Raw genomic sequence first — 25,172 nt, 5'->3', positions numbered from 1 at the left:
GGTCTTTGTCCTTATCGGTGGTCAGAGGGAGGACTGCTGTGCGGTGGGGAGTCGGTGGGGTGCGGCGTCCAAGAAGCCGGCCAGATCGGTGAGGACGGGGTGCCGGGTGATGTCCGCCGGGGACACGGCGCGGTCCAGGGTGATGGCGAGTTTCACGGCCGACAGGGAGGTACCGCCCCGGTCGAAGAAGTTGTCGCGCCGGTCGATCCCGTCCTGTGGAATGCCGAGCACACTCGCCCACGCGGCCGCCAGCCGCTGCTCGGCGGGCGTACCCGGCGCCTGGACCTCGTCCCCGGTGGCGTGGAGTTGCACGGCCAGGGCCGTCAGGGCCTTCCGGTCGACCTTGCTGTTGGCCGTCAGCGGGAGGCTCTCCTGCCAGTGGACGGCCGAAGGGATCATGTACCCGGGCAGTGACGCACCCAGCCGATCCAGCAGGAGGCCGGTTTCGAGCGGGTGCGGGGCGGTGTAGAAGGCCACCAGGCAGGCACTGTGGTCGGGCCGTTCGGCGACCACCACGGCACTGTCGCGGACCCCGGGGGCTCGCAGCAGGGTGCTTTCGATCTCGCCCGTCTCGATGCGGAAACCGCGGATCTTGACCTGGTTGTCGCGGCGGCCGAGGAACTCCAGCTTGCCGTCGGGCAGCCACCGGCCGACATCGCCGCTGCGGTACAGGCGGCTGCCCTCACGGTGCGGATCGGCCAGGTAGGTCGGCCGGGTGCGCTCGGGGTCGTTGACGTAGCCGCGGCCGACGCAGACCCCGGAGAAGGCGATCACGCCGGGCGCACCGAGCGGCACCGGGTTGAGGTGCTCGTCGACGACGTAGAGCTGCACGTTGTTGACGGGCCGGCCCAGCGGGACCCGGTCGGTGTCCGGTGCCCGGTCCATGACCTCGTGGTTGGTGTCGTCGCTGGTCTCGGTCAGCCCGTAGGCGTTGACGAGCTTGATGTGGGGCTGGGCGGTGAACCAGCGCCGGGCGAGTTCCTTCTTCAGCGGCTCACCCGTGACCGACACGTACCGCAGGTCCGGCAGGGTCCGGGGGTGCTGCTCCAGATGGGACACGACGACGTCGAGGTAGGAGGGGACGACCTGCAGCACGCCGACCCGGCCGCGGGCAATGGTGTCGACGAACCGTGAGGCGTCGAGGATCGTTTCCTGCTCGATCAGCAGGGTCTGCCCGCCGACCAGCAGCGCGGCGATCAGTTGCCACAGCGAGATGTCGAAGCACTGGGGCGCGGTCTGGGCGACCACCTGTCCTTCGCCGATCCCGAGGTCGTCGATCTTGGCGTACAGGTGGTTGAGCATGCCCTGGTGTTCGCACATCGCGCCCTTGGGCTCGCCCGTCGAGCCGGAGGTGAAGTAGATGTAGGCCAGCTGGTCGGGTGCGACCTCGATCCCGAGATCGGTCCCGGAATGCTCCTCGTCGCAGGCGGTGTCGGCGGACAGCGTCCGCACCGCCGGCCGGGAGGCGAGGGCCTGCCGGAGGGTGGTGCTGCCGGCCTGTTCCGTCACCACGAGCCCGCATCCGGCACGGGTCAGCATGGCCTTGATGCGTTCGGCCGGCAGGTGCGGCTCGATGGGCAGGTAGGCGCCGCCGGCCTTGAAGACGGCCAGGACGGCGGCCAGCCAGTCCAGGTTCCTTTCCGTGGCCACCGCGACCACCCCTTCACGGTGCAGTCCTCGGGCCCGCAGGGCGCGGGCCAGCCGGTTGGCGCGGGCGTTGAGCTCCCGGTAGGTCCACTGCCGGTCGCCGTGCCGGGCGGCGACGGCGTCCGGGTGCTGCCGTACGCGCTCCTCGAACAGCTCGTGCACGCGACGCTCGGGCAGGTCCCGGCGCGGCCCGGCGAGCTCATGGAGCTGGAAGCGGAGTTCCTCGGCCGAGAGCAGGCTCCGACCCGTGTGGTCGGCATCGGCGTCGTCAGCGATCAGGGCGAGCGCGGTGAGGTGGTATCCGGCGATCCGGGCGGCGGCGTCCGCGTCGAGGACCTCGGTGCGGTAGCGCAGCCGCAGCATCAGCCGACCGTCGTCGTGGTGCGCGACGCCCACCCACAGCACGGTGTCTCCGGCCGGGGCGCCGTCGGCGCCGGTGGGGTCGAGCACGGTCTCGAAGGCCGCTCCGACCGGGCCGAGTTCGCGCCCTCCGACGAGGTCGCGGGTGTGCAGCAGCAGGGACCTCCATGAGCCGGGGCCGGTCGTCAGCCTGCACGGCAGCGGACGGCCGCCGGCAGCCGCGACGTAACCGGTGGTGACCTCCTGCTCGCCGCTCAGCGCAGCCAGCACCTTCGCGTGCGCGGTCAGCAGCACGCAGTTCAGCGGCACCTCCAGGTCCTCCGCCAGTCGGCGCAATGCCGTGGCCCGGCCGGCCGGGACCGGCGCCTCGTACTCGGCCACTCCCGCAACCGGCGTCCGGGTCCAGCGGGGAAGGGGGGTGAAGCTACTGGTCGTTGCCATGAGGATCTCTCCTGTGCTGGTACTGATGTGTATGGGCGTCAGACTCCGCCGAGCGGATGGGGGGTGTCGTCGTGCATCGGCCTGGCCGGGTTTCCTCCCCATCCGGACCGCGACGGGACCTGCTCGCCCTTCATCAGGAAGGAGTCGCAGGCGAGCTCGACGCCGTCCGCCAGCGTCACGCCGTAGTGGACGAACGCACCGACTCCGAGGGTGCAGCCGTCACCGATGGTGGTGCGGTCGGACTTGAACGCGCCGTCCTCCTGCGAGTGGCACTGGACCACCGTGCCCGCGTTCAGCGTGCTGTCGTCCCCGACGGTGACGAGGGTCCGCTCGGGGAAGAAGCTGCCGTCGTCGAAGACCCGCTTGCCGATCCGCGCGCCCAGCATCCGCCAGACGACGTTCTTGAACGGGGTCCCGTCGAAGATCTGCGCGTAGTCGACCGACGCCATCTTCCAGAAACGCTCGTGCCGCCAGAACGAAGGCTCGTAGATCGAGCAGTACAGGGGCTTCTGGTCCCTGAATCCCGTGGCGGCCCGTTCGATCAGCGCGAAGTAGACGACGGTGAACAGCAGTCCGAGGACACTGGCCAGCGCGAACGCCGAGGCGCCCAGCGAGGGGTGGAGGGCCTTGGCACCCAGGGCGAGAAGGGTCATGCCGAAGATGTGGATCCACCGCGCCATCAGGTACAGCCCCGCCGTGACGGCGTTGTGCCGGTTCTTGGCGGCCAGGCGCCGGCGCAGCTCGCTGCCGCTCTCCAGGTCCTGGAACCGGGTGTCCCGCATCACCGTGCGCGGAATGGCGAAGGGAGGCGAACCCAGCAGCCCCACGTTCTCCCGCAACTCTCCGTCGACCGGGACCATCACCTTCGTCGCCAGCAGACAGTTGTCACCCGTCCTGGCCTGCGAGGGATAGGCGATGCGGTTGCCGAGGAAGCTGTGGGCTCCGATCGAGACCCGGGACATCCTGAACGAGGTGTTGGAGAATTCGGCATTGATGAGCGACAGGCCGTCGGCGACCATCGTCTTGTCGCCCACCGAGTTCAGGAACGGGCTGTCGTGCTTCACTTCGGTACCGAAGTTCGAACCGGTCTGAGTGACACCGGACAGGTCGTAGCCCAGACAGCGCAGGTAGTGGACGATCGCGGAGCTGTCCCCGAACAGCGCGGTGAAGAACTTCCTGTTGGTCAGGAGGGCGATGGCCCGCTGCACTCCGTAGTGGAAGCCGTAGAGCGGATAGACCGTGTTCGTCTTGACCGCCCGACGGAGCAGGCGGGGTACCACGCCCACGATGACCAGCCCGGCGAGAGCGGCACCGAAGAACAGCACGAAGGACGCGACCAGTGCGTCCAGATAGAACGCCCCACTGGTGAAGGCCGGTGCGCCCGCCCCGGGAAGTGTGTCCAGCTGCGGCAGTCCGGCCAGCAGCACGGTGACGCCGCCGGTGGCCAGCGGCAGGGACACCAGCAGCAGAACGAGTAGCTGGCCGATGGTGTAGCGGACCTTCCTGGCGGTGGAGCACTCGGCGGGACCGACCCTGCGGAAGTCCGTGCCGGCGGGTTCGGCCGGCGACCCGTGCCAGCGCTCACCGGCGGGCACGGTCTGACCGGCGTGCAGGCTGGAGGCGTGCCCGAGCTGGGCCTGGCCGCCCATCGAGGTGTTGATGTCGAGGACGGTCTGCTCGCCGACGAGGACGTCCCTGCCGAGGGTGACGGGACCCGTCTGGATGAGGCCGGCGTGCGCCCGGTAGCAGGAAAGGAGCACATCCTTCCGGATCACCGTTCCGTCACCGATCGTGAGCAGATCGGTGCAGACAGGGATGTGCGTGGAGAAGATCGCGACATCACGCCCGATGTTCGCGCCCAGCGCCCTGAGGTACGCCACGTACAACGGCGACCCGGTGAACAGACGGACGGGGCTCGTGCGGATCAGGGTCTTGACCAGCCACCAGCGCACGTAGCCAAGGCTCCAGACGGGGAACTCCCGGGGCGTGAAACGCCCGATCAGGGTCCACTTCGCCACGATCGGCACCGTGCACATGACGACGAAGCCGACGCCGCCCACCAGCACGGAGCGCAGGTAGACATCGAGCGCACCCGCGCCGCCGGCGACCCACTCGAAACCCCGGACCACGGCCAGGGCAGCGAGCCAGGAATAGCCGAGGAACAGCAGGAACTGCAGCATTCCGCACAGCAGGTACCGTCCCGTGCCCGCTCGCGCCGCCGTCGTGCGCGGCGGAGCAGACGCCGGCCGCGACGCCGGGGCGGCCGCGGGTGCGGCCCCGGTGAGCGCGGAGGCCAGGCCATTGACCGTGGGATGCCGATAGACGTCCTTCATCGATACGGGCGGCAAGTCCGCCCGCTTCCTCACCCGGGCGCAGAACCGAGCCATGACCATGGAATCAGCGCCCAGGTCATCAAAGAAATCGCTGTCGCCCGACACGTGCTCCACACCCACGACATCGGCCAGCACATCGGCCAGGATCCGTGCGGTCTCAACCGTCGGGCCGTCCTCGGACCTATTGCCGGAGAGCGTCGAGAGACCGGACGGACTGCCCGTCCAGGTGTCGGTGGAATTCCCTGCCATGTCAGTCCCTTTCTGCCGCTCCCGCGCAGCAGAAGCGCTGCGGTCCGGTCGTCGGATATGGGGTGAAGGCGGACTCGTGTTGCCGCCCCTCCAGTAGGCCCGGCCGACGCAAGCCAGGCACGCCACTGAATGTCGTGACTTGACACCACAAACCCGCAGGGATAAACGGCGCGCGACCCACCGGCACACTTCGAAGGGTAAGAAATCAGTCACCTTGCGTCAGGGACTGGGCCCTCGGGCAACCACGACCGCTCGGATATCCGCGACCGCGACCGTCGTCAAGCCCCGACATCCAGTGTCATGACAGAGCCATGGTCATCCCGCGTACTGGAGGGGCGCCAAGCCGTCGCGACAGGCGACGGCTACCCCAAGTCGCTCCCGCACAGGGCAACGGCAGCAAACGCCGCCGTGAGCGCATACAAGGAGGTGGCCGTGAAGGTCATATCCACCCCCCAGGAATTCAATCAGGACGACCTGTACGTCGACCTGGAGGCGATCACCGGACACCGGCTGTTCCTCAAATGCGAGGGATTCAATTTCGCCGGGTCCGTCAAACTCAAAGCCGCAACGGCAATGGTCGAGGCGGCCGAACGCGACGGACTGCTCACCCCCGGTTCGATCCTGGTCGAGTCCTCCTCCGGCAACCTCGGCGTGGCCCTGAGCATGATCGCGGCCGGCAAGGGCTACCGGTTCGTGTGCGTGACCGACTCCCGCTGCAACCTGCCGACCCGCCTGCTCATGGAGGCCCTCGGCGCCCAGGTCCACATCATCACGGAGCCCTCCCCCACCGGAGGCCTGCTCGGCGCCCGCATCGACCATGTCCGCGCCCTGTGCGCCTCCGACGACCGCTACGTCTGGCTCAACCAGTACACCAACCCCAACAACCACATTGCCCACTACCGCTCCACCGCACCGGCCATCGCCCGAGCCTTCCCCGACCTCGACGTCCTCTTCATCGGGGCCGGCACCACCGGGACCCTCATGGGGTGCGCCCGCTACTTCCGCACCTGGCACCGCCCGGTACGCATCGTCGCGATCGACACCGAAGGCTCCGCCACCTTCGGGCACACACCCGGCCGCCGCATGATCCCCGGCCTCGGCGCCGGCATCCGCCCCCCGCTCCTCGACACCTCCTACGTCGACGAGGTGGTACACGTCAGCGAACCCGAGACCATTCGGACCTGCCGCCAACTGGCCCGGCACGGCTTCGTCTTCGGCGGCTCCACCGGCACCGCGGTCAGGGGCGCCACCCAGTGGCTGGATCAGCAGGAGCAACAGGTGACCGCGGTCGCCATCGCCCCCGACCTCGGCGAGCGGTACCTCGAAACCGTCTACCAGTCCAACTGGGTGCAAGACCTCTACGGCGAGGACGCACTCCGGCCCGAGACGGTCCCCGCCACCGGCCCGGCGTCCTGAACGGCGACCGCGGCGGCATAGCCGTCATCCACGGGCACGTCCCCGATCGTCCAGCCCGGTACCTTCGCCACCCCATCCGGCGCCGTACCCAGGTAGTCCAGTGACATCGAGCGCCCCAGCCCCGTCCCCAGCCCTTTGAGATAGGCCTCCTTACGCGCCCAGACCCGGGCAAAAACCGCGGGCTTGCCCACCTCGCGAAGCCCGCTCAACTCCGCCACCTCCCGCGGATGGAGGCATGCCCCGACCTCCTCCGCCACATCAAGAGCCGGCACCGCCTCGATGTCCACGCCCACCGGCACCCGCGCGAACGCGAGCAGGCACAGCCCGCCGCTGCGGGACAGCGAGAAATGCACCGGATTGCCGGGCACCGCAGGACGCCCATGCGGCTGCCCGCACAACGGACACGGTGACCGCCGAAGCGGGACATCGACAGGCGGAACACCCAGGTACGCGCCCAGCAGCAAACGCAGCCCCACATGCCCCGCCAGGTACGTGCCCCTGTCCCCGGCCACCCGCAAGGCCGCGGCCCGCCTCTTCTCGGCCCCGTCCAGCACCGAATCGGCCAGACGGGCCACCACCGGGCTGAACGCCTCCGCCCGCACCAGCCACAGCCCTGGTTCCCCCGCCGACGCCGGCGGCTGCTCCCACCCGCCGTCCCTCAGCTCGACCGGCCTCCGCACCGCACCCGCATCCGCCATCATTCACAAAGGGTACGAACCGGGCGTCCGTCCGAATGGGCGGCTGGCCGAATGGGCGGCCGGCCGAGCGGCACCCCCCGCCCCGCCCCGCTCAGTGCGCCAGGCCCGCCTGGGTCTCCGCCGCCGCCACCGTCTGCTCCAGCAGCACCGCGATCGTCATCGGGCCGACCCCGCCCGGGACCGGGGTGATCAGGGAGGCGCGTTCGGCGGCCGAGGGGAAGTGGACGTCGCCGACGTTGCCCTCGTTGTAGCCGGCGTCCAGGACGACCGCGCCGGGCTTGATGTCCTCGCCCCGGATGAACTCGGCCTTGCCGACGGCCGCGACCAGGACGTCCGCCTGGCGGACGATCGAGGAGAGGTCCTGCGTGCGGGAGTGACAGTAGGTGACGGTGGCGTTGCGCTCCAGCAGCAGCATGCCCGCCGGCTTGCCCAGGATCGCGCTGCGGCCCACGACCACCGCGTGCTTGCCGGTCAGGTCGACCTCGTACTCCTCCAGCAGCCGCATGATGCCGCCGGGGGTGCAGGAGACGAATCCCGGCAGCCCGAAGCCCATGGCGGCGAAGGAGTGCATGGTGACCCCGTCCACGTCCTTGCCGGGGGCGATGGCCTCGAAGGCGGCGCGCTCGTCGATGTGGTGCGGCACGGGGTGCTGGAGCAGGATGCCGCTGATCTCCGGGTCCTCGGAGAGGCCGGTGATCACCGCCACCAGTTCCTCGGTGGTCGTCTCCGCGGGGAGCGCCACGTGCCGGGAGGTGATGCCGGCCTTGGCGCAACGGTTCTGCTTCATGCGGACGTAGGTCACGGACGCCGGGTCCTCGCCGACCAGCACGGTGGCCAGACAGGGGGCCTTCCCGGTGCGCTCGGTGACCGCGGCGGCACGGGCGGCGGTCTGCTCGCTGATCCGGCGGGCGAGGGCGGTGCCGTCCATCAGGCGGGCGGTGGCAGTCGTCATAGGGGTCTCCTGAACGTCGCTGCGGATTCGCGGTACGGATTCGCGGTACGCGGTTCGCGGTTTCGCCCAGGCGCGCGGCAATCGGCGTACGGTCGTACGCCGGGCCGCTCCCCGGTGGTGATCCACCCGAACGCCAGTCACGGCCCGGCGCCCACTGTAGTCGAGCCGTCGGTCCGGTCCACGACCGGACCGCGACCGGACCGCGACCGGCCCGACAAGCGGCGCACACCGCGCACTTCCCATCGGGGCCCGCAAGCCCGATCGATCCCCCGCCTGGGGCGCCCAGGGCCCCGCCACGCCCGGGTTTCGAGCCCCACGCGCCCCCGCACACACGCCGTGGCGCACACAGCGTGGCGCAGGTCACTCAATTCCGCGCGTAACGAATCGACTCGGGCGGCCGATGAACCGACAGGTGTCCTCGCGCGGCGCCGGAATACCGACCCCCGGTGGGATGTTTCCGGAAGTCCGCGCGATGATGTCCCGCCCGTCCTTTATCTGCTCGCAACGAGAGGCTCCTTGTGTCGCTCAGCCCGTCCCGTACGTTCCCTCCGGAGATCGCCGAATCCGAGGCCCTGGTCGCGCTCGTCGAGCGTGGCCGCGAGCAGGGTCACATCAACGGTGATGACGTGCGCCTGGCCTTCGAGGCCGGCCGCATCCCGGTGGACCAGTGGAAGCGGGTCCTGCGCAGCCTGAACCAGGTCCTGGACGAGGAGGGCGTGGCCCTGCACGTCAGCGCCGCGCCCGCCGCCAAGACGGCCGCGAAGAAGCCCCGCAAGGCCGCGGCGGCTCCGGCCCGCACCACGGTGAAGAAGACCGCCGCCCCGCCGCGCCCGATCGGCGCGCGCAAGACGGCGGTCGCGGCTCCGGCTCCCGCTGCGGCGATATCGGCTCAGCCGACCGCGGCGACCGCCGAGGCCGTCACCGAGGAGGCCGCTGCCACCGCCGCCGTCGCCGCCGAACCGAAGAAGCGCGCGACGAAGAAGACCACGACCGCGAAGAAGACCACCGCCAAGAAGACGGCGGCGAAGAAGACCGCCAAGGACGCCGACGGCGACGAGGCCGTGGACGTCGAGAACGACGAGCTGTTCGAGAACCTCGAAGACGACAACGAGGAGGAGCCGGCCAAGCCCGGCCAGGGCTTCGTGCTGTCCGACGAGGACGACGACGACGCCCCGGCGCAGACGGTCATGGTGGCCGGCGCCACCGCCGACCCGGTCAAGGACTACCTGAAGCTGATCGGCAAGGTGCCCCTGCTCAACGCCGAGCAGGAGGTCGAGCTCGCCAAGCGGATCGAGGCCGGCCTCTTCTCCGAGTACAAGCTCGAGGAGGAGGAAGACCTCAAGCCGGCCTACCGGCGCGAGCTGGAGATCCTGGTCGAGGACGGCCGCCGGGCCAAGAACCACCTGCTGGAGGCCAACCTCCGTCTCGTGGTCTCGCTGGCCAAGCGCTACACCGGCCGCGGCATGCTCTTCCTGGACCTGATCCAGGAGGGCAACGTCGGTCTGATCCGCGCGGTGGAGAAGTTCGACTACACCAAGGGCTTCAAGTTCTCGACCTACGCCACCTGGTGGATCCGGCAGGCGATCACCCGCGCCATGGCCGACCAGTCCCGCACCATCCGCATCCCCGTCCACATGGTCGAGATCATCAACAAGCTCGCCCGTGTGCAGCGGCAGATGCTGCAGGACCTCGGCCGTGAGCCCACTCCGGAGGAGCTGGGCAAGGAGCTCGACATGACCCCCGAGAAGGTCATCGAGGTCCAGAAGTACGGCCGCGAGCCGATCTCCCTGCACACCCCGCTGGGTGAGGAGGGCGACAGCGAGTTCGGTGACCTCATCGAGGACTCCGAGGCGGTCGTGCCGGCCGACGCGGTGTCCTTCACCTTCCTCCAGGAGCAGCTCCAGTCCATCCTGGGCACGCTCTCGGAGCGCGAGGCGGGCGTGGTCTCGATGCGCTACGGCCTCAACGACGGCCAGCCGAAGACGCTGGACGAGATCGGCCGGGTCTACGGGGTCACCCGTGAGCGGATCCGCCAGATCGAGTCCAAGACCATGTCGAAGCTGCGCCACCCGTCCCGTTCGCAGGTGCTGCGCGACTACCTCGACTAGGCCAGGCGGAACACCGGGCCCCGGGGCGTGAACGGCAGGGAGGCACCCTGCGGGATCAGGAAGGCGTGCTCGCGCCTGATCCGCAGGGTGTCGCACCACCCGTCCGTGATCACCAGGACCGGCGCTCCGGGCGGGAAGTCCTCCGCCCGCTGGAGCAGGTCGATGCCCGGCTGGAGCTCGGTGCCCCCACGGCCCCGGACCTTCACCCGGCCGGCGATCCCGGTCGGGGGCAGATAGCCCGCGTCGTACGGCGCCGCGTCGCAGAACACGACGCGGGCGGCCGGTACGTCGCGGGCTTCCGCATACGAGGCGATGGCACCCAGCGCCTTGCCGAGCAGGGCCCGGTCCATCGAACCGGAGGTGTCGAGCACCACGCCGAAGGTGCAGCGGGCCACCTCTTCCGGCGGGAAGTACCGGCCGGCGCGGGGGATGTCCGGGGTGGCGGCCTGCCGGCGCGCCGGGCGCCCGTACGTCCGTACCGGCTCGGGCCGGGACACGTACTCGTCGAACCAGCGCGCCAGCTTCGCGTCCCAGGGCACCGGCGGATGGGACAGGGCCCGGATCTCCTCGATCAGCCCGGCGGGCAGCAGTCCGCGGTCCCCGGCCCGGTGCAGGTCCAGGCCCTGGACCAGGCCGCGGCGGTAGAACTCGTCGAGGTCGGTGTACGGGCGGGCCGCGCCGTGCGGCAGCGGCTCGCCGAGGATGTCGCCGACGCCCTTGCCGCAGAGCGTCGCCAGCCGGCGCATCCGGCGCAGGTCGACGGCGATCCGGTCGTAGACCTCCTCCACCGAGAGCCCGCGCAGCTCCGGGTCGTGCAGCGGCCCTTCGGGCATCTCGCCGACGGCCATCTCCACCAGCCAGCCGTTGACCACGTAGTCGGCTGCCACGTTGTGCAGGAACGGGTCGCGGGGACCACGGCGCTCGCCGTGGCGCAGGGCGGCGTGCAGCATCTCGTGGGCCAGGATGAAGCGCCACTGCTCGTCGGTGAAGGTGCGCAGCGGGTTGACGTAGATCTCACCGGCCCGGGCGGAGACGGCGGCGATGGAGATGCCCCGGGCGCGGGCCAGCTCGGCGTCGGCGACGACGGTCAGGCCGGCCGCGAGGCCGCCGAGCAGCGGGTAGGCAGAGACGAACCAGTTCAGCGCCAGGTCCCAGGGGTGGCGCCGGGTGCCCGGTTCCCGGCCGCCGGCGGTGTCCATGGCGGCGGAGACGCTGCGGGTGAGGGCGGCGGCGAAGGCGGTCTGCCAGTCGGGGGCCGGGTCGTTCCAGTGCCGCCAGGGGCGCAGGAACTGGTCGGGGCCGGTCCCGGCCGTACCGCAGTCCCGGTAGGCGGCGGGCAGGCCGTCCCGGCGCCAGCGGGCGGCCAGTTGCTCCTCGTCGCCACCGGGGTAGACGGCGGGCAGGTGCTCGGGGGTGTGGCCGAACGGGACGGTCTGCAGGAAGCGGTTGACGACGACGCAGCGGGCGGCGAGATCGTGCTCGTCAGGCTGCTCCCGGCGGTCCGCGGTGGCGGCGGGGACGTGGCCGAAGCCGAGGTGGAGCAGGCCGTGGGCGATGGCCCAGGCCCACTCGGCGGGCTCGGCCTGGCGGGTGGGGTGGGCGTGCAGGACCCCGTTGGAATCGATCACGACGAGGCCGCTGCGGGGGCACAGGCGGCAGTCGTGGCTGCGGCAGAACTCGGACTCCAGGGCGGCGAAGGCCGGGTTCCGGCGCACCTTGGCGCGCCCGGCCTCGTACGCCTCCGCGGCCGGGTCGGGCTTCTTGTGCTTGCCGCCCTGGCCACGCTTTCCGCCCTTGGCGCCATGGCCGGCCTTCCCGTTGTGCTGCGTCACCGGCGGGCCTCGACCAGGCGCGGCATGTCGCGGGCGGCCTCCACCAGGAACCAGGCGGGCAGCACCGGCTGTCCGTCGGCGTCGTCGGCGATGACGGTCTGGGCGACCTCGACGGAGATCTCGGCGAGCTGGACCAGCAGCGACTTGGCGCGGTAGGCGGTCTGCCGCATGGCGGGCGAGACGTGCTCCTTGCGGTCGGGGAGCTCCTTGATCAGCCGCCCCCGGAAGGCCTCCGCCAGGTAGTAGAGCAGATCGCGGTCCGCCGGGCGGGTGGGCCAGGAGGCGTCGCCCTTGATGATCGCCTCGATGCCGAAGCTGTGCCGGACGATCTTGGCGTAGCCGCAGAAGGAGACGGCGTGGGCGGGTGTGAGCGTGCCGTGCGCGAGGACCTTCAGGGTCGGCTCGTCGAGTCCCGGTCCGAACGAGTGCAGGGCGTCGGAGAGCATGTGCCAGGAGCGCGGGGTGGAGAACGGCTCCTCGGTCTTGGGCGGCTGCGACCACAGGTGGTCGGGACGGTCGGTGAGGTAGTCCGTCACCCACGGGTGGATGCCCGACTCGCCCGCCCAGGTCAGCCAGTCCGCGGCGGAGGCCCGCAGGTGGACGTGGGTGAGGCGGTTGACCAGGGCGGAGGCGATGGGCCGGGCGAGCGCGTTGTCGGTGGCCCGGTTGCCCGCGCCGATGACGATGGAGCCGGCGGGGAGTTCGTAGGCGCCGATACGGCGGTCCAGGATGAGGGAGTAGAAGGCCTTCTGGACGTCCGGGGTCGCGGCGTTGAGCTCGTCGAGGAACAGGCAGTACGGCTCGTCGCGGGCGATGGCCTCCGGCGGGCAGAACACGGAACGGCCGTCCCGGATCTGGGGCACGCCCATCAGGTCCTCGGGAGCGAGCTGGGTGCCGAGCAGGCTCACGCACTCCAGGCCGAGGGACTCGGCGAACTTCCGGACCAGGGAGGACTTTCCGATGCCCGGCGCGCCCCAGAGGAACACGGGCCGGACGGTGGCGAGGCCGAGGAGGAGTTCGGGGATCTGGGCGGGGGTGACCGTGACGGCGGCGTGCACGTGGGCGGGGTCCTCGGGGTAGGCGATCGCAGGGCGCCCGGTCGCGCGTTCGGCGGCCGGGTACGCCCATCAGACCCCACGCCGGCCCTGCCCGGCACCCGGTTTTCCGGGTCAGGCGGCGGTGCGCTTCCGGCGGGCCGCCAGCACCGCGTACACCGGCACGCCCGCGAAGAGGAAGAGGACGCCCTGGTAGACGGCCACGTAGCCGGAGCCGGCCACCAGCCACATCGAGAACCCGAGGGCCAGTACCGCGAGCACGCCGTCCCGGACCAGGCGGCCCCGGTCCACGCGGTCGGTCTGCCCGGCGGCGAGGAAGTGGATCTGTGCGGCGGCGGACAGCAGGTAGGGGACGGTGGCCGTGAAGGTGGTGACCAGGACCAGGACCTCGAAGACGCGCTGCGAGCCCGCCGTGAAGTTGTAGACGGTGAGGGCCGAGGCGAGCAGCACCGTGGCGATCACGCCCGCGACCGGGACGCCCCGCCGCCGGGTCTCGAAGACCTTCGGGAAGAGGCCGTCGCGGGCCGCCGCGTACGGGGTCTGCGCGCTGAGCAGGGTCCAGCCGTTGAGCGCGCCGACCATCGAGACCACGGCCGCGCCCGCCACCAGGGTGCCGCCCCAGGTGCCGCCGAACATGGCGTTCACGGCGTCCGTGAAGGGTGCCGTCGAGCCGGTCAGCCTGTCGTGCGGGACCAGGCCGAAGACCGAGACGGTGCCGAGCAGGTAGACGAGCGCGGCGCCGGCCGTGCCGAGGACGGTGGCCCGGCCGACGTTGCGGCGCGGGTCCCTGACCTCGCCGGCGCTGACCGCCGCGGACTCCACGCCCAGGTAGCTGAAGAGCAGGATCGCCGCCGAGGCGGAGATCGCGCCGGTCGCGGTGTGGCCGTCGGCGAGGAAGGGGCCCAGGTTGCCCGGGTCGAAGAAGAAGAGGCCGCCCACGGCCACCAGCAGGAGCGGGGCGAACTTCAGGACGGTGGCCACCACCTGGACGGCGCCGACGTACCGGGTGCCGGCCAGGTTCGCGGCGGCCGGCAGCCACTGCACGGCCAGCGCGGACAGGCACATCGCGAGCTTGTGCTCGCCGACGGCCGGGAAGAGCACCGAGAGGTAGCCGACGGCCGCGACGGCCAGGGCCGCGTTCGACACCCAGGCGGTGATCCAGTAGCTCCAGGCCGCGAGGAAGCCGGCGAAGTCACCGAAGGCCTCGCGGGCGTACACGTACGGGCCGCCGGTGCGCGGGTGGCGCTCGGCGAGCCGGCCGAAGACCAGCGCGAGGGCGATCGCACCGGCGGAGAGCACTCCGAAGGCGACCAGGCTGATCGTTCCGAAGGGGGCGACGGAGGCCGGCAGCATGAAGATGCCGCCGCCGATGATGTTGCCCATGACCAGGCAGGTGGCGATCGGGAGGCCGAAGCGGCGGGCGTGCGGGCCGGTGGAGCCCTGCGGGCCGGCGCCGGGCGGCGGTACGGGGGTCTGGTCGGCCTGCCGGACGGTGGTCTGCGCGGCCTCGCGGACGGTGGTGCTCACTGGTGGTGCGCCTTACGGGTGTTTCACATCGTGGACGGTCGCCACATCGTGCGGCACTGCGGGGACTGCGCCAAATCAGCGATTTTCGTCCGGCGCGAGGGCGGGGACGGAAGGAAGGATTCCCTCCTGACCGGCCTTCGGCCGGTGATCCTCCGGCCCTGCCCGGCCCGCCTCCGGCCGGGAATGCGCCCGGCCCGCCGGGTCCGTGCGCAGCCAGCCGCGCAGCACCTCGTGTACCTGCTCCGCGCCCACCAGGTCCGCGGGAGGCGGCCGCAGCACCGTGGGCCACATCAGGAAGGGATGCGTCTGCTCGCCGCCGAGGCCGCCGTGCGAGCCGATCTGCTCCTCGAAGGCGTGCACCTCGCCGGTGGCCGGGTCGTACATCGAGTTGACCATGATGTCGGCGGCGTGCGGGAAGGTGTCGGTGCGCCGCACCGCGTCCGCCGCGCCGGGCCCGTACGCGGTGAGCAGCGCCTCCGCCCGGCCGGGCTCGTCCAGCCTGGCCTCCGCCCCGTCCGGCCCCAGCACCACTCCGTCGACCAGCAGGAACCCGATGCCCGGGTGGTTGGCCAGGGTGGCCAGCAGGGCGGGGTGGGCCCGGTCGATCTCCTCCCGGGTGGCCCGGCCGGGCAGGTCGGGGAAGGAGACCAGGCCGAGGTTCCCGGAGGCCAGCACCACCGGGTCAAAGACCCGTTCGCCCCGGTCGCGCACCTCCTCCGGTTCCTCCTCCACGGGCCGGTGCAGGGCCGCCCGGACCGCCGTCCGCGCCTCGGCGCCGCTGCGGGTGCGGCCCGCCCGGCGGGACACCGGCAGCCCGCAGCCCGCCCGCACCAGGTCCTTGAGGGTCAGGCCGTAGCGGCCGAGGAAGGTCTCCCCCGGGCTCTGCCCGTGGTCGGACAGCAGCACGATCCGGTAGTCGCGGGGCGCGTGCTCGGCGACCCGGGCGATCAGCGACAGGCTCCGGTCGAGCCGGGCCAGCACCCGGTCGGTGTCCCGGCCGCGCGGCCCGGAGTGGTGCGCGACCTCGTCGTAGGCGACCAGGTCGGCGTAGACGGCGGTGCGTCCGGCCAGCATGTCGCCGATCACCGCGGCCACCACCACGTCCCGCTCCACCACGGTGGCGAAGGCCCGGACGAAGGGGTACAGCCCGCCGCGCGCCACCCGCGGACCGCCGTCGGCGGACCAGCGGGCGCGCAGTGACTGCCCGATCTCGCGGAACACCTCGGCCACGAAGGACACGGCGGTGCGGACGGCGTTGGCCGGGTCGGAGAAGTACGCGAAGTAGCCGGCCCTGGACCGGTTGGCCCGGCCGCGCCGGGCCGCGACCGACAGGACGAGCGCCAGCTGGTGCGCGCCGCCGCCGAACAGGTTGCCCCGGCTGGCCCCGTCCGGGGTCAGCAGTCCGCCGTGCCCGGTCCGCTCGACGGCACGCCGCTGCAGTTCGGCGGCGCTGGTGGGCCGGTTGCAGACCATCACCGCACCGGTGTCCTTCTCGTACCAGCGGAAGGCGGGCACGTCGAAGTTGGAGCCGTGGAGCAGGCCCAGCTGGCTGGCGCCGGTCTGGCTGGACCAGTCGGTGCGCCAGGCGGTGACCCGGTGGCTGCCGCCCAGCCAGCCGGCGACCGTCGGCATCAGCCCGTCGGCGGCGGCGTGCCGGAGCACCTCGTACCCGACACCGTCCAGCTGGAGGAAGACCAGGCCGGGGGTGGCCCGGCCGGTCGCGCCGGGCCGGTCCCTGCCGCGGCGGCGCCGGCGGCGGTCGGCCAGCCGGTAGAGCCTCCTGCGGTACGCCTCGTCGTCGCGGACCGCGAGGGCGGTGGAGGTGGCGGAGGCGACCGCCGACATCACGGCGGCCACCACGACGGCGGTCTCCGGGGCGGCCTCGCCGCGCCCGTCGGGGATCAGGTCGAGGGCGATCAGCAGCAGCGAGCCGTTGAGGAAGAACACCAACAGGCCGAGGACCAGGGCCGGGACGAGCAGCAGGGCGCGCACGATCAGCGGCCACACCAGGGCGGTGAGCACACCGAAGGCCCCGGCGGCCCAGGCCGCGGTGAGGGCGATCTCGGTGAGGCTGTCCCCGTCGTCGGACTGCAGCCTGAAGTCGGGCAGGGCGCCCGCCAGCACCAGCATGGTGAGGGTCGACACCGCCCAGACCACCAGGACCCGCAGCACCGCGCGGCTCGTGGTCCGCCAACGCCCGTGGAGCACGCCGCACCCGCCTCACGTCCCGGCCCGCGCCCCGTCCGCGGGCCCCTTTCCCAGCCTCGCACAGGGCGGCCGGACGGACCGGCCGACACGGAGGGGGCGGACGGGGTTCGAACAGGGCGCGAGCGGAGCACGAGCGGGGCCGGGCGCGCACGGAGCGGAGCCCGGGCAGGGGCTCAGGTGCCGTCGTAGCCGGCGGTGGGCATCGACAGCCTGCGGTGGACCTCGGCCTTCATCGCGGAGGTGTAGCAGGGCTCGTCCAGGCCGGCGGTCTCCAGGCGGACCCCGCGCCGCTCGCACTCGGCGGTGAACTCCTCGACGGACCTCAGGGCCCGCCGCAGCACCCGCTGGTTGGGAGCGACGAAGAGGTCGACCTGGCCCGCGTCGACGTCGGTCCACAGGGCGCAGTGGTCGGTGCGCATGCCGTAGAAGAGCAACTGCCTCGTGACGACGTAGCCCTGGTCGGCGGCCCAGCGGGCGCACATGGCCTGCTGGCTCCGGGTGTCGACCACGAACGGATCGGCGTCCAGTTGTTCGAGCGGGACCAGACTGGCGATCGCGGCCACCCGCAGCTCATCCATGCCGCCCGACCCTACTCTGATCGGCCTTCCGCGAGGAGGGGGTGATCAGCCACTACGTCTTATGTCATACGGGCCTCTCATATGTCGTGCCCGCAGATCGTCCGCACTGCCCTAGGCTCGGTGGGGAGAGTTCCCGTCCGCCGGAGGGAGGGGCCGCGTGCCGGTCGACATCACCTGGTGGGGTCATGCCACGTGTACGGTCGAGGATTCCGGGGTACGGCTGCTGACCGACCCGCTGTTCGCCGGCCGGCTGGCCCATCTGCGCCGCCGCCGCGGAGCCGTGCCGCCCCCGGAGGCCGCCGAGGCCGACGTCGTCCTCGTGTCCCATCTGCACGCCGACCACATGCACCTCCCCTCGCTGGCCCGGCTGGCTCCGGGCACCCGGCTGCTGGTGCCGCACGGAGCGCGCCGGGCGGTGCCGGGGCTGGCCCGGATCGCGGGGCGGCGGGAGCTGGCGGTGACCGAGGTGGTGCCGGGACAGGAGGTCTGCGTACGGGGAGGCGTCCGGGTACGGGCGGTCAGCGCGCGGCACGACGGACGGCGGCTGCCGTTCGGCCCGCACCTGTCGCCGGCGCTGGGGTACGTCGTCCACGGCGCGGCGGACACGTACTTCGCCGGGGACACCGGGCTGTTCCCGGCCATGGCGGAGGAGGTCGGCCCGGTGGACGTGGCGCTGCTGCCGGTGGGCGGCTGGGGCCCGTACCTGGGACCGGGACACCTGGACGCGGCGCGGGCGGCGGACGCGCTGGCCGCGCTGGCGCCGGCGGCCGCGGTGCCGGTGCACTACGGCACGTACTGGCCCATCGGGATGGACGCGGTGCGCCCGCACGAGTTCCACGCTCCGGGCGAGGAGTTCGTCCGGCACGCGGCCCGGCTCGCGCCGAAGGTGGCGGTGCGGCTGCCGGGGCACGGGGAGCGGGTGAGCGTGCCGTGATGACCAGGTGATGACCCAGGTGATGACCAGGTGATGATCCTTCACGAAGCGGTGGAGCAGGTACAGCAGGTGCCGCCCGAGTCCACCCGGCAGGCGGTCGGCTATCCGGCGCTCTTCCTGCTGGTGGCGCTGGGGGCACTGGTCCCGGTGATCCCGACCGGGGCGCTGGTGAGTTCGGCGGCCGTGGTGGCGTTGCACCAGTCGCTGCCCCCGGTCGCGCTGCTGCTGGTGTTCGCCGTGGCGGCGGTGGCCGCGTTCGTCGGCGACACGACGCTGTACTGGCTGGGACAGCGGGGCGTGCGCTCCCGGAACGGCTCGCGCTGGCTGTCGACGCTGCGCGGGCGGGCCACGCCGGAACGGCTGACGCAGGCGCAGCGGCAGCTGGACGAACGCGGGGTGACGGTCCTGGTGCTGTCCCGGCTGGTGCCGGCCGGACGGATCCCGGTGATGCTGGCGTGCCTGCTGGCGGAGCTGCCCCTGCGGCGCTTCGTACGGGGCAACGCCCCGGCGTGCCTGGCCTGGGCGGCGGCGTACGGGCTGATCGGCATCCTGGGCGGGTCGCTGTTCCCGGAGCCCTGGCAGGGGGTGGCGGCGGCGATCGCCCTGACCCTGGTGATCAGCGGTACGCCGGCGCTCTGGCGGCGGATCCGACGGTAGGCGGGGGCTGCGCCGGCACCGCCCGGGGAGGGCGCCTACGGGGTTCCGGGAAGCCGGACGGTGACGAGGAGACCGCCGGCGGGGCGGGGTTCGAGGTCGAGGGTTCCGTCGTGGGCGCGGACGATGCCGTTCACGATGGCGAGGCCCAGGCCGACGCCGGCGTGCTCGCCGGTGCGTACGCGTTCCGTCCCGCGCCGGAAGGGTTCGGTGAGGGTCGGGACCAGTTCCGGTGGCACCGGACGGCCCGTGTTCTCGACCCGTACGACGCTCGTGCCGCCCTGCTCCTCGGTGTGGACGGTGACGGTCCCCCCGGCGGGGAGGTTGTGGACGATCGCGTTCTGGACGAGGTTCGTCACCATGCGCAGCAGGAGCTCCGCGGAGCCCCGGGTCCGTGCCGCTCCGCCGGTGACGTCGAGCGTGGTCCCGCGCTGTTCGGCGAGCGGGAGCAGGGTCTCGGCGGCCTCTTCGGCGACGAGGGACAGGTCGACGTCCTCGCGGGTGAAGGTCCCCCGGTCGCTGCGGCTGAGCAGCAGGAGGGCCTCGGTGAGGTCGATCGCGCGCGTGTTGACGGCCTGGAGGCGTACGAGGAGCTCCTCCCGGTCCCGTGTGGGGTCCCTGCGGGCGACGTCGAGCAGCGTCTGTGAGATGGCCAGGGGGGTGCGCAGTTCGTGGGAGGCATTCGCGGCGAACCGCTGCTGCTCGGTGACGTGCGACTCGATCTGTTCGAGCATGGTGTCGAACGTGTCGGCGAGTTCACGGAACTCGTCCCGGCGGCCTTCCATCCGGATCCGGTGGGACAGCGATCCGCTCCCGGCGGTCCTCGCCGCCGCCGTGATCCGGGTGAGCGGTGCGAGCATCCGGCCGGCCAGGACCCATCCTCCGACGAGGCCGAACAGGAGCAGGAAGGCCATCGCCACGGCCGCGGCGGGGAAGAAGGTGCGGACGAGGAGGTAGCGGTTGGGCGAGACGCCGAGCAGCCCCTGCTCGTTGTCGGGTACGTAGCGCAGCAGGAAACCCCACACCACTGCCAGCAGGAGAGCACCGGCGACGGCGAGGAACCCGGCGTAGCTGAGGGTGAGCTTCAGCCGGACGCTGAGCCCGGGACGTCTAGTCATGGGTGCCACCGGGGTCGGCGGTGCCGGGACCGGCGTCGATGCGGTAGCCCACGCCCGGCATCGTGGCGATGATCCACGGTTCGCCGAGCCTCTTGCGCAATGCGGAGACGGTGATGCGGACGGCGTTGGTGAAGGGGTCGGCGTTCCCGTCCCAGGCCCCTTCGAGCAGCTCTTCGGTGCTGACGACCCCGCCTTCGGCGGCGACGAGTACCTCGAGCACGGCGAACTGCTTGCGCGTGAGCGCCACGTACCGCCCGTCGCGGAAGACCTCCCGGCGGAACGGGTCGAGGCGCAGGCCCGCGATCTCGCGGACCGGGGGCCGGGCGTACGCGCGCCTGCGGTCGAGGGCCCGCAGCCTCAGGACGAGCTCCCGCAGCTCGAACGGCTTGGTGAGGTAGTCGTCGGCACCGAGCGCGAACCCGGACGCCTTGTCGTCGATCCGGTCGGCGGCGGTGAGCATGAGGATCGGGATGCCGCTGCCGGAGGCGACGATGCGCCGGGCGACCTCGTCGCCGGAGGGGCCGGGGATGTCGCGGTCGAGGACCGCGAGGTCGTAGGAGTTGACGCTGAGCAGTTCCAGGGCGGTGTCGCCGTCGCCGGCGATGTCGGCGGCGATCGCTTCCAGCCGCAGGCCGTCCCGGACGGCTTCGGCCAGGTAGGGCTCGTCCTCCACGATCAGTACGCGCATGTGCGAAGCCTAGGCAACCCGATCCGCCGCCGACGTGTGCGCGGCTTCCGCCGTGGTGCGCCACCAGCGGCGCGACGCCAGCGCGGCGAGAGCGGCGCCGGTGGCGTTGACCAGGACGTCGTCCACGGACGACACCCGGTCCAGCCGGAAGACGTACTGGGCGGTCTCGACCAGGACCGAGCAGCCGGCGCCGAGCGCCAGGACCCGCGGCACGGACGCCAGTGCCGCCCACCGGATCGGGGCGAAGAACCCCAGCGACGCGAAGACCAGCAGGTTGCCGCCGATCCCGAGCGGCCCCATCGTGACCAGGTCCCGCAGCGGCACCAGGCTCACCCGGCCCGGGACGATGCCGGCCCCGGAACCCGGCATCATGGTCATCCACACCCACGGCACCGTCCCGTGGACCATGCCCACCTCGGCCAGCGACAGGCGCCGCGCCGACGCGACACCGGCGGTACGCCGGCGCCACGCCAGTGCCCACACCACCAGCAGGCTCAACGGCATCGTGACCAGCGTCATGAGCACCACGCCGTTGAACGTGTCGAAGCACCCGTGCCACCGCCCTGCCACGCACCGCGGAGCGGCCATCATCAGCGGCCCGCGCACGACGGACAACGCGCCCGACACGCCGAGGACCGACAGGGCGAGGAGCACGGCCCCGCGTGTGCGGCGGGACGGTGGTGACAGGGGTGCGTCGTGGTTCATGCCCCCATGAAAGACGGCGTGCCGTTGCGGTGGCGTATGCGATTTTCGATACGCCCGCGATACACGGGCTCCCCGGTGTCCCGGCTGCGGCAGGTGACGTGAGGTTCGGTCAGGCAAGGTCCGGCAGGTCCGGCAGGTCGAGGTGGGGGGTCGGGCCGCGGCCCCGGGCGAAGGCAGCGGCGTAGGCGGGCTCGTCGAGGGCGGCTCGGGCTCGGGCGGCGGCGCGGTCGGCGTCCGCCCGTTCCGCTGCCGGGAGCGGCATGCCGACCGATTCGCGGAGGGCCGCCGCGGCCCCGAGCAGCCGCGCCGCGTCCTCGTGCCGGCCGCCGGCCGACCGGGCGCCGGCCAGCCCCTCGTACGCCAGGGCCAGCGCGCGCGGGTCGCCCGTGCGGCGGGCCGCCGCGAGGCCTTGGCGGTGCAGCGCCTCCGCCCGTTCCGCGTCTCCGCGCTGCTCGGCGACGTACCCGAGCTGTGCCAGCACCAGAGCGGTTCCGGTGTCGACCCGCATCCGCCGGTTCCAGGCCAGCCACGGCCTGAGGAGGGCCTCGGCCGTGTCCAGATCGCCGCGCCGCCGGGCACCGAGGGCCAGTCCCGTCTCCGCGAACTGCTCGGCCGACCGGTGCGACTGCTCCACGGCCAGCCGCCGGGCCCGCTCGTGGAACTCCGTGGCCGCCGCGTCGTCCCCGGTGAGCAGCGCGATCCGGCCCTGCCGGGCCAGCCGGAAGGAGGCGTGCGTCCACATCTCCAGCTCCTGCGCACCGCTCACCCCCTCGCCGTGCAGGCGGGCGGCCGCCTCGTAGTCCCCGGCGATCTCGGCGAGCACGCCCAGGAGTTCGGACGCCTGCAACCGGCCCCACTGGTCGCCGAGTTCACCGAACAGGCGGGCGCTGTGCCCGGCGTGGCGGCGCAGCCCGTCCAGGTCCCCGCGGTACATCGCCCGGGTGCCGAGCATGCCGACGGCGGCCGCCTCGCCCCAGCGGTCGCCGAGCTGCCGGAACTCCTCCGGCAGCCGGTCCGGGGCGTCCCCGTCCGGCACTTCGCCGAAGCCGCAGCGGGCGTAGGCGAGCAGCCAGCGGCTCCGCGGACCGGCGTCGTCGTGGGCTTCCGCGAGCCGTGAGTCGTCGCCGGTGAGCAGGGTGAACGCGGCCCGGTGGGCCCGCGCGGTGCGCGCCGCCGCCCCGGAATCCGGCGTACGGCCCGGCGCGCCGGGGTCCGCGGCGCGGGCGTCGGCCGCGCCGGCGGCCTCCAGTGCCCGGTCGAGGGAGCGCACGCCCTCGCCGAGCCGGCCGCGCAGGAACCAGTACCAGGTCAGCGCGTTGCCCAGGCGGAGGCCGGACTCCGGGTCGCGGGCGGGGCCGGTGACATGGTCCAGGGCGGCGCGCAGGTTGGGCGTCTCGGCGTCGAGCACGGCCAGCCAACGGCGCTGGCCGTGTCCGTGCAGTCCGGCGGCGGCCCGTTCGGCGAGCCCGATGTGGTGGCGGGCGTGCCGGTCGCGGACGGTCCGTGTCTCGCCGGCCTCGTCGAGCCGTTCCAGCCCGTACGCGATCACCGATTCCAGCATCCGGTAGCGGACGTCTCCGCCCCCGCCCCCGCCGGTCCCTTCCTCGTACGCCGCGACGACCAGGGAGCGGTCGACCAGGCGGGCGACCAGGTCCGGCACGTCGTAGCCGCCGCTGCCGTCGTTGTCGTGGCTGCCACCGCTGCCGTCTTCCGCTGTGCCCGCGCACACCGTTTCGGCGGACTCCAGGGTGAACCCGCCGGAGAACACGGCCAGTCGGCGCAGCACGGCCCGTTCCGCGTCGGGAAGGAGCTCCCAGCTCCAGTCGATCACCGCGCGCAGGGTGCGCTGGCGGGCCGGCGCGTCCCGGCGGACCTGGCTGAGCAGCCGGAACCGGTCGTGGAGCCGGTCGGCGAGCGTGTGCACACCGAGCGCACGGACCCGGGAGGCGGCGAGTTCGAGGGCGAGCGGGATGCCGTCGAGGCGCCGGCAGATCAGCGCGACGGCTTCGTGGTTGTCGGGGGTGACGGTGAAGCCCGGGGCAGCTGCCGCGGCCCGGGCGGCGAACAGCTCCACCGCCTCGGCTCCGGCCAGGGGAGGCACGGCGTGCAGCACCTCACCGGCCACGGCCAGGGGCTCCTGGCTGGTGGCGAGGACCCGCAGGCCGGGGGCCCGGCGCAGCAGCAGGCCGACGAGCGGGGCGACGGCGTCGAGGACGTGTTCGCAGTTGTCGAGGACGAGGAGCGCACGACGGACCGCGAGCGCCTCCGCGAGCACCTCGGCGAGCGTGTCCGGCGCAGGCCTGCCGGGCGGGGCGCCCAGGGGGCCGCCGCGGGTGGCCGTGACCGGGCCGGTGGAGCCGGCGTACGCCGCTGTCTCCGAGCCGGGCTCCGCGAGCGCGAGATCGGACTCCGGGTGCACGAAGCCGGCCTCCGGCGGCCCGCTCTGGCCAGGTCCCTCCTCGCGGATCCCCAGGGCCGCGGCCACCGTCTCGGCGACCTCACCCTTCGTCCCCGCGAGTTCCACCAGCCAGACCCCGTCCGGGAATCCCCCGCCGGCCAGCAGCCGCTGGGCCGCTTCCAGCGCGAGGCGGGTCTTGCCGACGCCGCCCGGTCCGGTCAGCGTGACCAGTCGCCCCGCGTCCAGCAGGGCATACACCCCGTCGACGGCCTCTTGCCTGCCCACCAGGGTGCTCACCGACGCGGGCAGGTTCGTACGGGGCCGGGTCCCAGCCCACTCCGGCGCCACCCCGACGCCGTCTCCCGCCGGACCCGCCGCCCGGTCCGCAGCCCGGTCCGGAGCCTCGTCCGACGAGCGACCCGGCGCACGGCCTTCGGACGGGTCCGGCGCCGCACGGCGGAGCGCCGGGTCCTGGCGGAGCATCGCCGCGTGGAGCTCGGCCAGTTCGGGCTCCGGGTCCAGGCCCAGTTCGTCCGCGTACCGTCGGCGCAGGTCCGCGTAGGACTCCAGTGCCTCGCTCGCGCGGCCCGCCCCATACAGGGCGCGCATGTGCGCCCCGCGGATCCGGCCGCGCAGCGGATGTGCCACGACCAGGGCACCCAACTCGTCCGCGAGAGCCGCGTGTTCCCCGAGTTGCAGACGGGTCTCCGCCAAGTCCTCGTGGGCGGTGAGCCGTTGTTCCTCCAGGCGGGCGATCTCCGCCTGCGCGAAGGCGGCGTCGCGGAAGTCGGCATACGCCTCCCCGCGCCACAGTCCCAGCGCCCGACCCAGCAGCGCGGCCCGTTCCCGTGCGTCGGTTTCGGCCCGCGCCCGGTCCGTCAGCCCCGCGAACCGCTCCACGTCCAACGCCTCCGCGCCGGCGCGCAGCGCGTATCCGGCCGGTCCGTGGGCGACCAGGGCGCGGCCGCCGTCCTCGGCCGCCGCCAGCACGCGCCGGAGGTGGGAGACCTTGGTCTGCAGGGTGTTGCCGGGATTGCCGGGGAGGTTCTCTCCCCAGAGGTCGTCGATGAGCCGGTCCGCGGCGACCGGCCGGCCGCCATGCACCAGCAGGTCGGCCAGGAGCGCCCGCACCTTCGCCTCGGGCACCGCGACGGGACGGCCGTCCTCCGTGCGCACCGTCACCGGCCCCAGCACCTCGAATCGCATGCGATCACCGTAACCCGCGATCTTCGTACGCCACCGGGCGCGGCGGACGGAACGGACAGCCGCAC

General features: G+C 72.7%; 17 protein-coding genes and 1 riboswitch. Of the genes, 4 read left to right on the top strand and 13 right to left on the bottom strand.

All coding sequences use genetic code 11. The features are described 5' to 3' along the window. Positions 1-21 precede the first annotated feature (21 nt). A complete protein-coding gene (locus tag ACGFQ9_RS04375) occupies positions 22-2,448 on the bottom strand; it encodes an amino acid adenylation domain-containing protein (protein WP_393571068.1) in 2,427 nt (808 codons plus the stop codon). Between the two features lie 38 nt (positions 2,449-2,486). Next, a complete protein-coding gene (locus ACGFQ9_RS04370) occupies positions 2,487-5,030 on the bottom strand; it encodes a Pls/PosA family non-ribosomal peptide synthetase (RefSeq protein ID WP_393571066.1) in 2,544 nt (847 codons plus the stop codon). Between the two features lie 432 nt (positions 5,031-5,462). Between ACGFQ9_RS04370 and sbnA the strand changes: the two genes are divergently transcribed. After that, positions 5,463-6,446 carry a 2,3-diaminopropionate biosynthesis protein SbnA gene (gene sbnA, locus ACGFQ9_RS04365; RefSeq protein ID WP_393571840.1) on the top strand — a complete coding sequence of 328 codons (984 nt, stop codon included), beginning with the start codon at positions 5,463-5,465 and terminating at the stop codon, positions 6,444-6,446. Here sbnA and ACGFQ9_RS04360 read toward each other — a convergent pair. Further along, on the bottom strand, positions 6,389-7,147 hold the full coding sequence (locus ACGFQ9_RS04360; RefSeq protein WP_393571064.1) for a 4'-phosphopantetheinyl transferase family protein: 759 nt from the start codon (positions 7,145-7,147) through the stop codon (positions 6,389-6,391). The two genes, sbnA and ACGFQ9_RS04360, sit on opposite strands and share 58 nt — an antisense overlap. Positions 7,148-7,235: 88 nt before the next feature. Further along, on the bottom strand, positions 7,236-8,096 hold the full coding sequence (locus tag ACGFQ9_RS04355; protein ID WP_393571062.1) for a bifunctional 5,10-methylenetetrahydrofolate dehydrogenase/5,10-methenyltetrahydrofolate cyclohydrolase: 861 nt from the start codon (positions 8,094-8,096) through the stop codon (positions 7,236-7,238). A 57-nt stretch (positions 8,097-8,153) separates the two neighbouring features. Then, a riboswitch (ZMP/ZTP riboswitch) is annotated at positions 8,154-8,247 on the bottom strand. Positions 8,248-8,614: 367 nt separating this feature from the next. Between ACGFQ9_RS04355 and ACGFQ9_RS04350 the strand changes: the two genes are divergently transcribed. Then, a complete protein-coding gene (locus ACGFQ9_RS04350) occupies positions 8,615-10,204 on the top strand; it encodes an RNA polymerase sigma factor (RefSeq protein WP_393571060.1) in 1,590 nt (529 codons plus the stop codon). Here the strand turns inward: ACGFQ9_RS04350 and ACGFQ9_RS04345 are convergent. From ACGFQ9_RS04345 to ACGFQ9_RS04325, 5 genes are all read right to left on the bottom strand, one after another. Further along, the gene (locus tag ACGFQ9_RS04345; RefSeq protein WP_393571058.1) at positions 10,201-12,036 is read right to left on the bottom strand and encodes a hypothetical protein; all 1,836 of its coding nucleotides are present in this window, start codon (positions 12,034-12,036) and stop codon (positions 10,201-10,203) included. The two genes, ACGFQ9_RS04350 and ACGFQ9_RS04345, sit on opposite strands and share 4 nt — an antisense overlap. Continuing rightward, complete coding sequence (locus ACGFQ9_RS04340; RefSeq protein WP_393571056.1) at positions 12,033-13,094, bottom strand: ATP-binding protein; 1,062 nt, start codon at positions 13,092-13,094, stop codon at positions 12,033-12,035. Before ACGFQ9_RS04340 ends, ACGFQ9_RS04345 begins: the two co-directional genes overlap by 4 nt. Before the next feature lie 111 nt (positions 13,095-13,205). Then, complete coding sequence (locus ACGFQ9_RS04335; RefSeq protein WP_393571054.1) at positions 13,206-14,618, bottom strand: amino acid permease; 1,413 nt, start codon at positions 14,616-14,618, stop codon at positions 13,206-13,208. Positions 14,619-14,693: 75 nt separating this feature from the next. Further along, positions 14,694-16,826, bottom strand: coding sequence for a phage holin family protein (locus ACGFQ9_RS04330; protein ID WP_393571052.1), 2,133 nt, complete (start codon positions 16,824-16,826; stop codon positions 14,694-14,696). 173 nt (positions 16,827-16,999) lie between these two features. After that, positions 17,000-17,404, bottom strand: a complete 405-nt coding sequence (locus tag ACGFQ9_RS04325) for a hypothetical protein (RefSeq protein WP_393571050.1) — start codon at positions 17,402-17,404, stop codon at positions 17,000-17,002. 157 nt (positions 17,405-17,561) lie between these two features. Here ACGFQ9_RS04325 and ACGFQ9_RS04320 point away from each other — a divergent pair, with 157 nt between their 5' ends. Together ACGFQ9_RS04320 and ACGFQ9_RS04315 are read left to right on the top strand one after the other, a co-directional pair. Then, entirely contained in the window at positions 17,562-18,338 is a 777-nt protein-coding gene (locus tag ACGFQ9_RS04320; protein WP_393571048.1) for an MBL fold metallo-hydrolase, read from the top strand. A 33-nt stretch (positions 18,339-18,371) separates the two neighbouring features. After that, positions 18,372-18,995, top strand: coding sequence for a DedA family protein (locus ACGFQ9_RS04315; RefSeq protein ID WP_393571046.1), 624 nt, complete (start codon positions 18,372-18,374; stop codon positions 18,993-18,995). Positions 18,996-19,030: 35 nt separating this feature from the next. Here ACGFQ9_RS04315 and ACGFQ9_RS04310 read toward each other — a convergent pair whose 3' ends face one another. The 4 genes from ACGFQ9_RS04310 to ACGFQ9_RS04295 form a co-directional block, all read right to left on the bottom strand. Further along, on the bottom strand, positions 19,031-20,110 hold the full coding sequence (locus ACGFQ9_RS04310; protein ID WP_393571044.1) for a sensor histidine kinase: 1,080 nt from the start codon (positions 20,108-20,110) through the stop codon (positions 19,031-19,033). Then, positions 20,103-20,798, bottom strand: coding sequence for a response regulator transcription factor (locus tag ACGFQ9_RS04305; RefSeq protein WP_393571042.1), 696 nt, complete (start codon positions 20,796-20,798; stop codon positions 20,103-20,105). Before ACGFQ9_RS04305 ends, ACGFQ9_RS04310 begins: the two co-directional genes overlap by 8 nt. Before the next feature lie 9 nt (positions 20,799-20,807). Then, complete coding sequence (locus tag ACGFQ9_RS04300) at positions 20,808-21,503, bottom strand: VanZ family protein (protein WP_393571041.1); 696 nt, start codon at positions 21,501-21,503, stop codon at positions 20,808-20,810. A 109-nt stretch (positions 21,504-21,612) separates the two neighbouring features. Next, entirely contained in the window at positions 21,613-25,107 is a 3,495-nt protein-coding gene (locus ACGFQ9_RS04295) for a BTAD domain-containing putative transcriptional regulator (protein WP_393571039.1), read from the bottom strand. Positions 25,108-25,172: the final 65 nt, after the last annotated feature.

The sequence above is a fragment of the Streptomyces sp. NPDC048603 genome (assembly GCF_043199475.1).
In the GTDB taxonomy this organism is placed as follows: Bacteria; Actinomycetota; Actinomycetes; order Streptomycetales; family Streptomycetaceae; genus Streptomyces.
The sequence above is the reverse complement of the archived record's forward strand: the minus strand, read 5'-3'. Positions and strand labels throughout refer to the sequence as shown.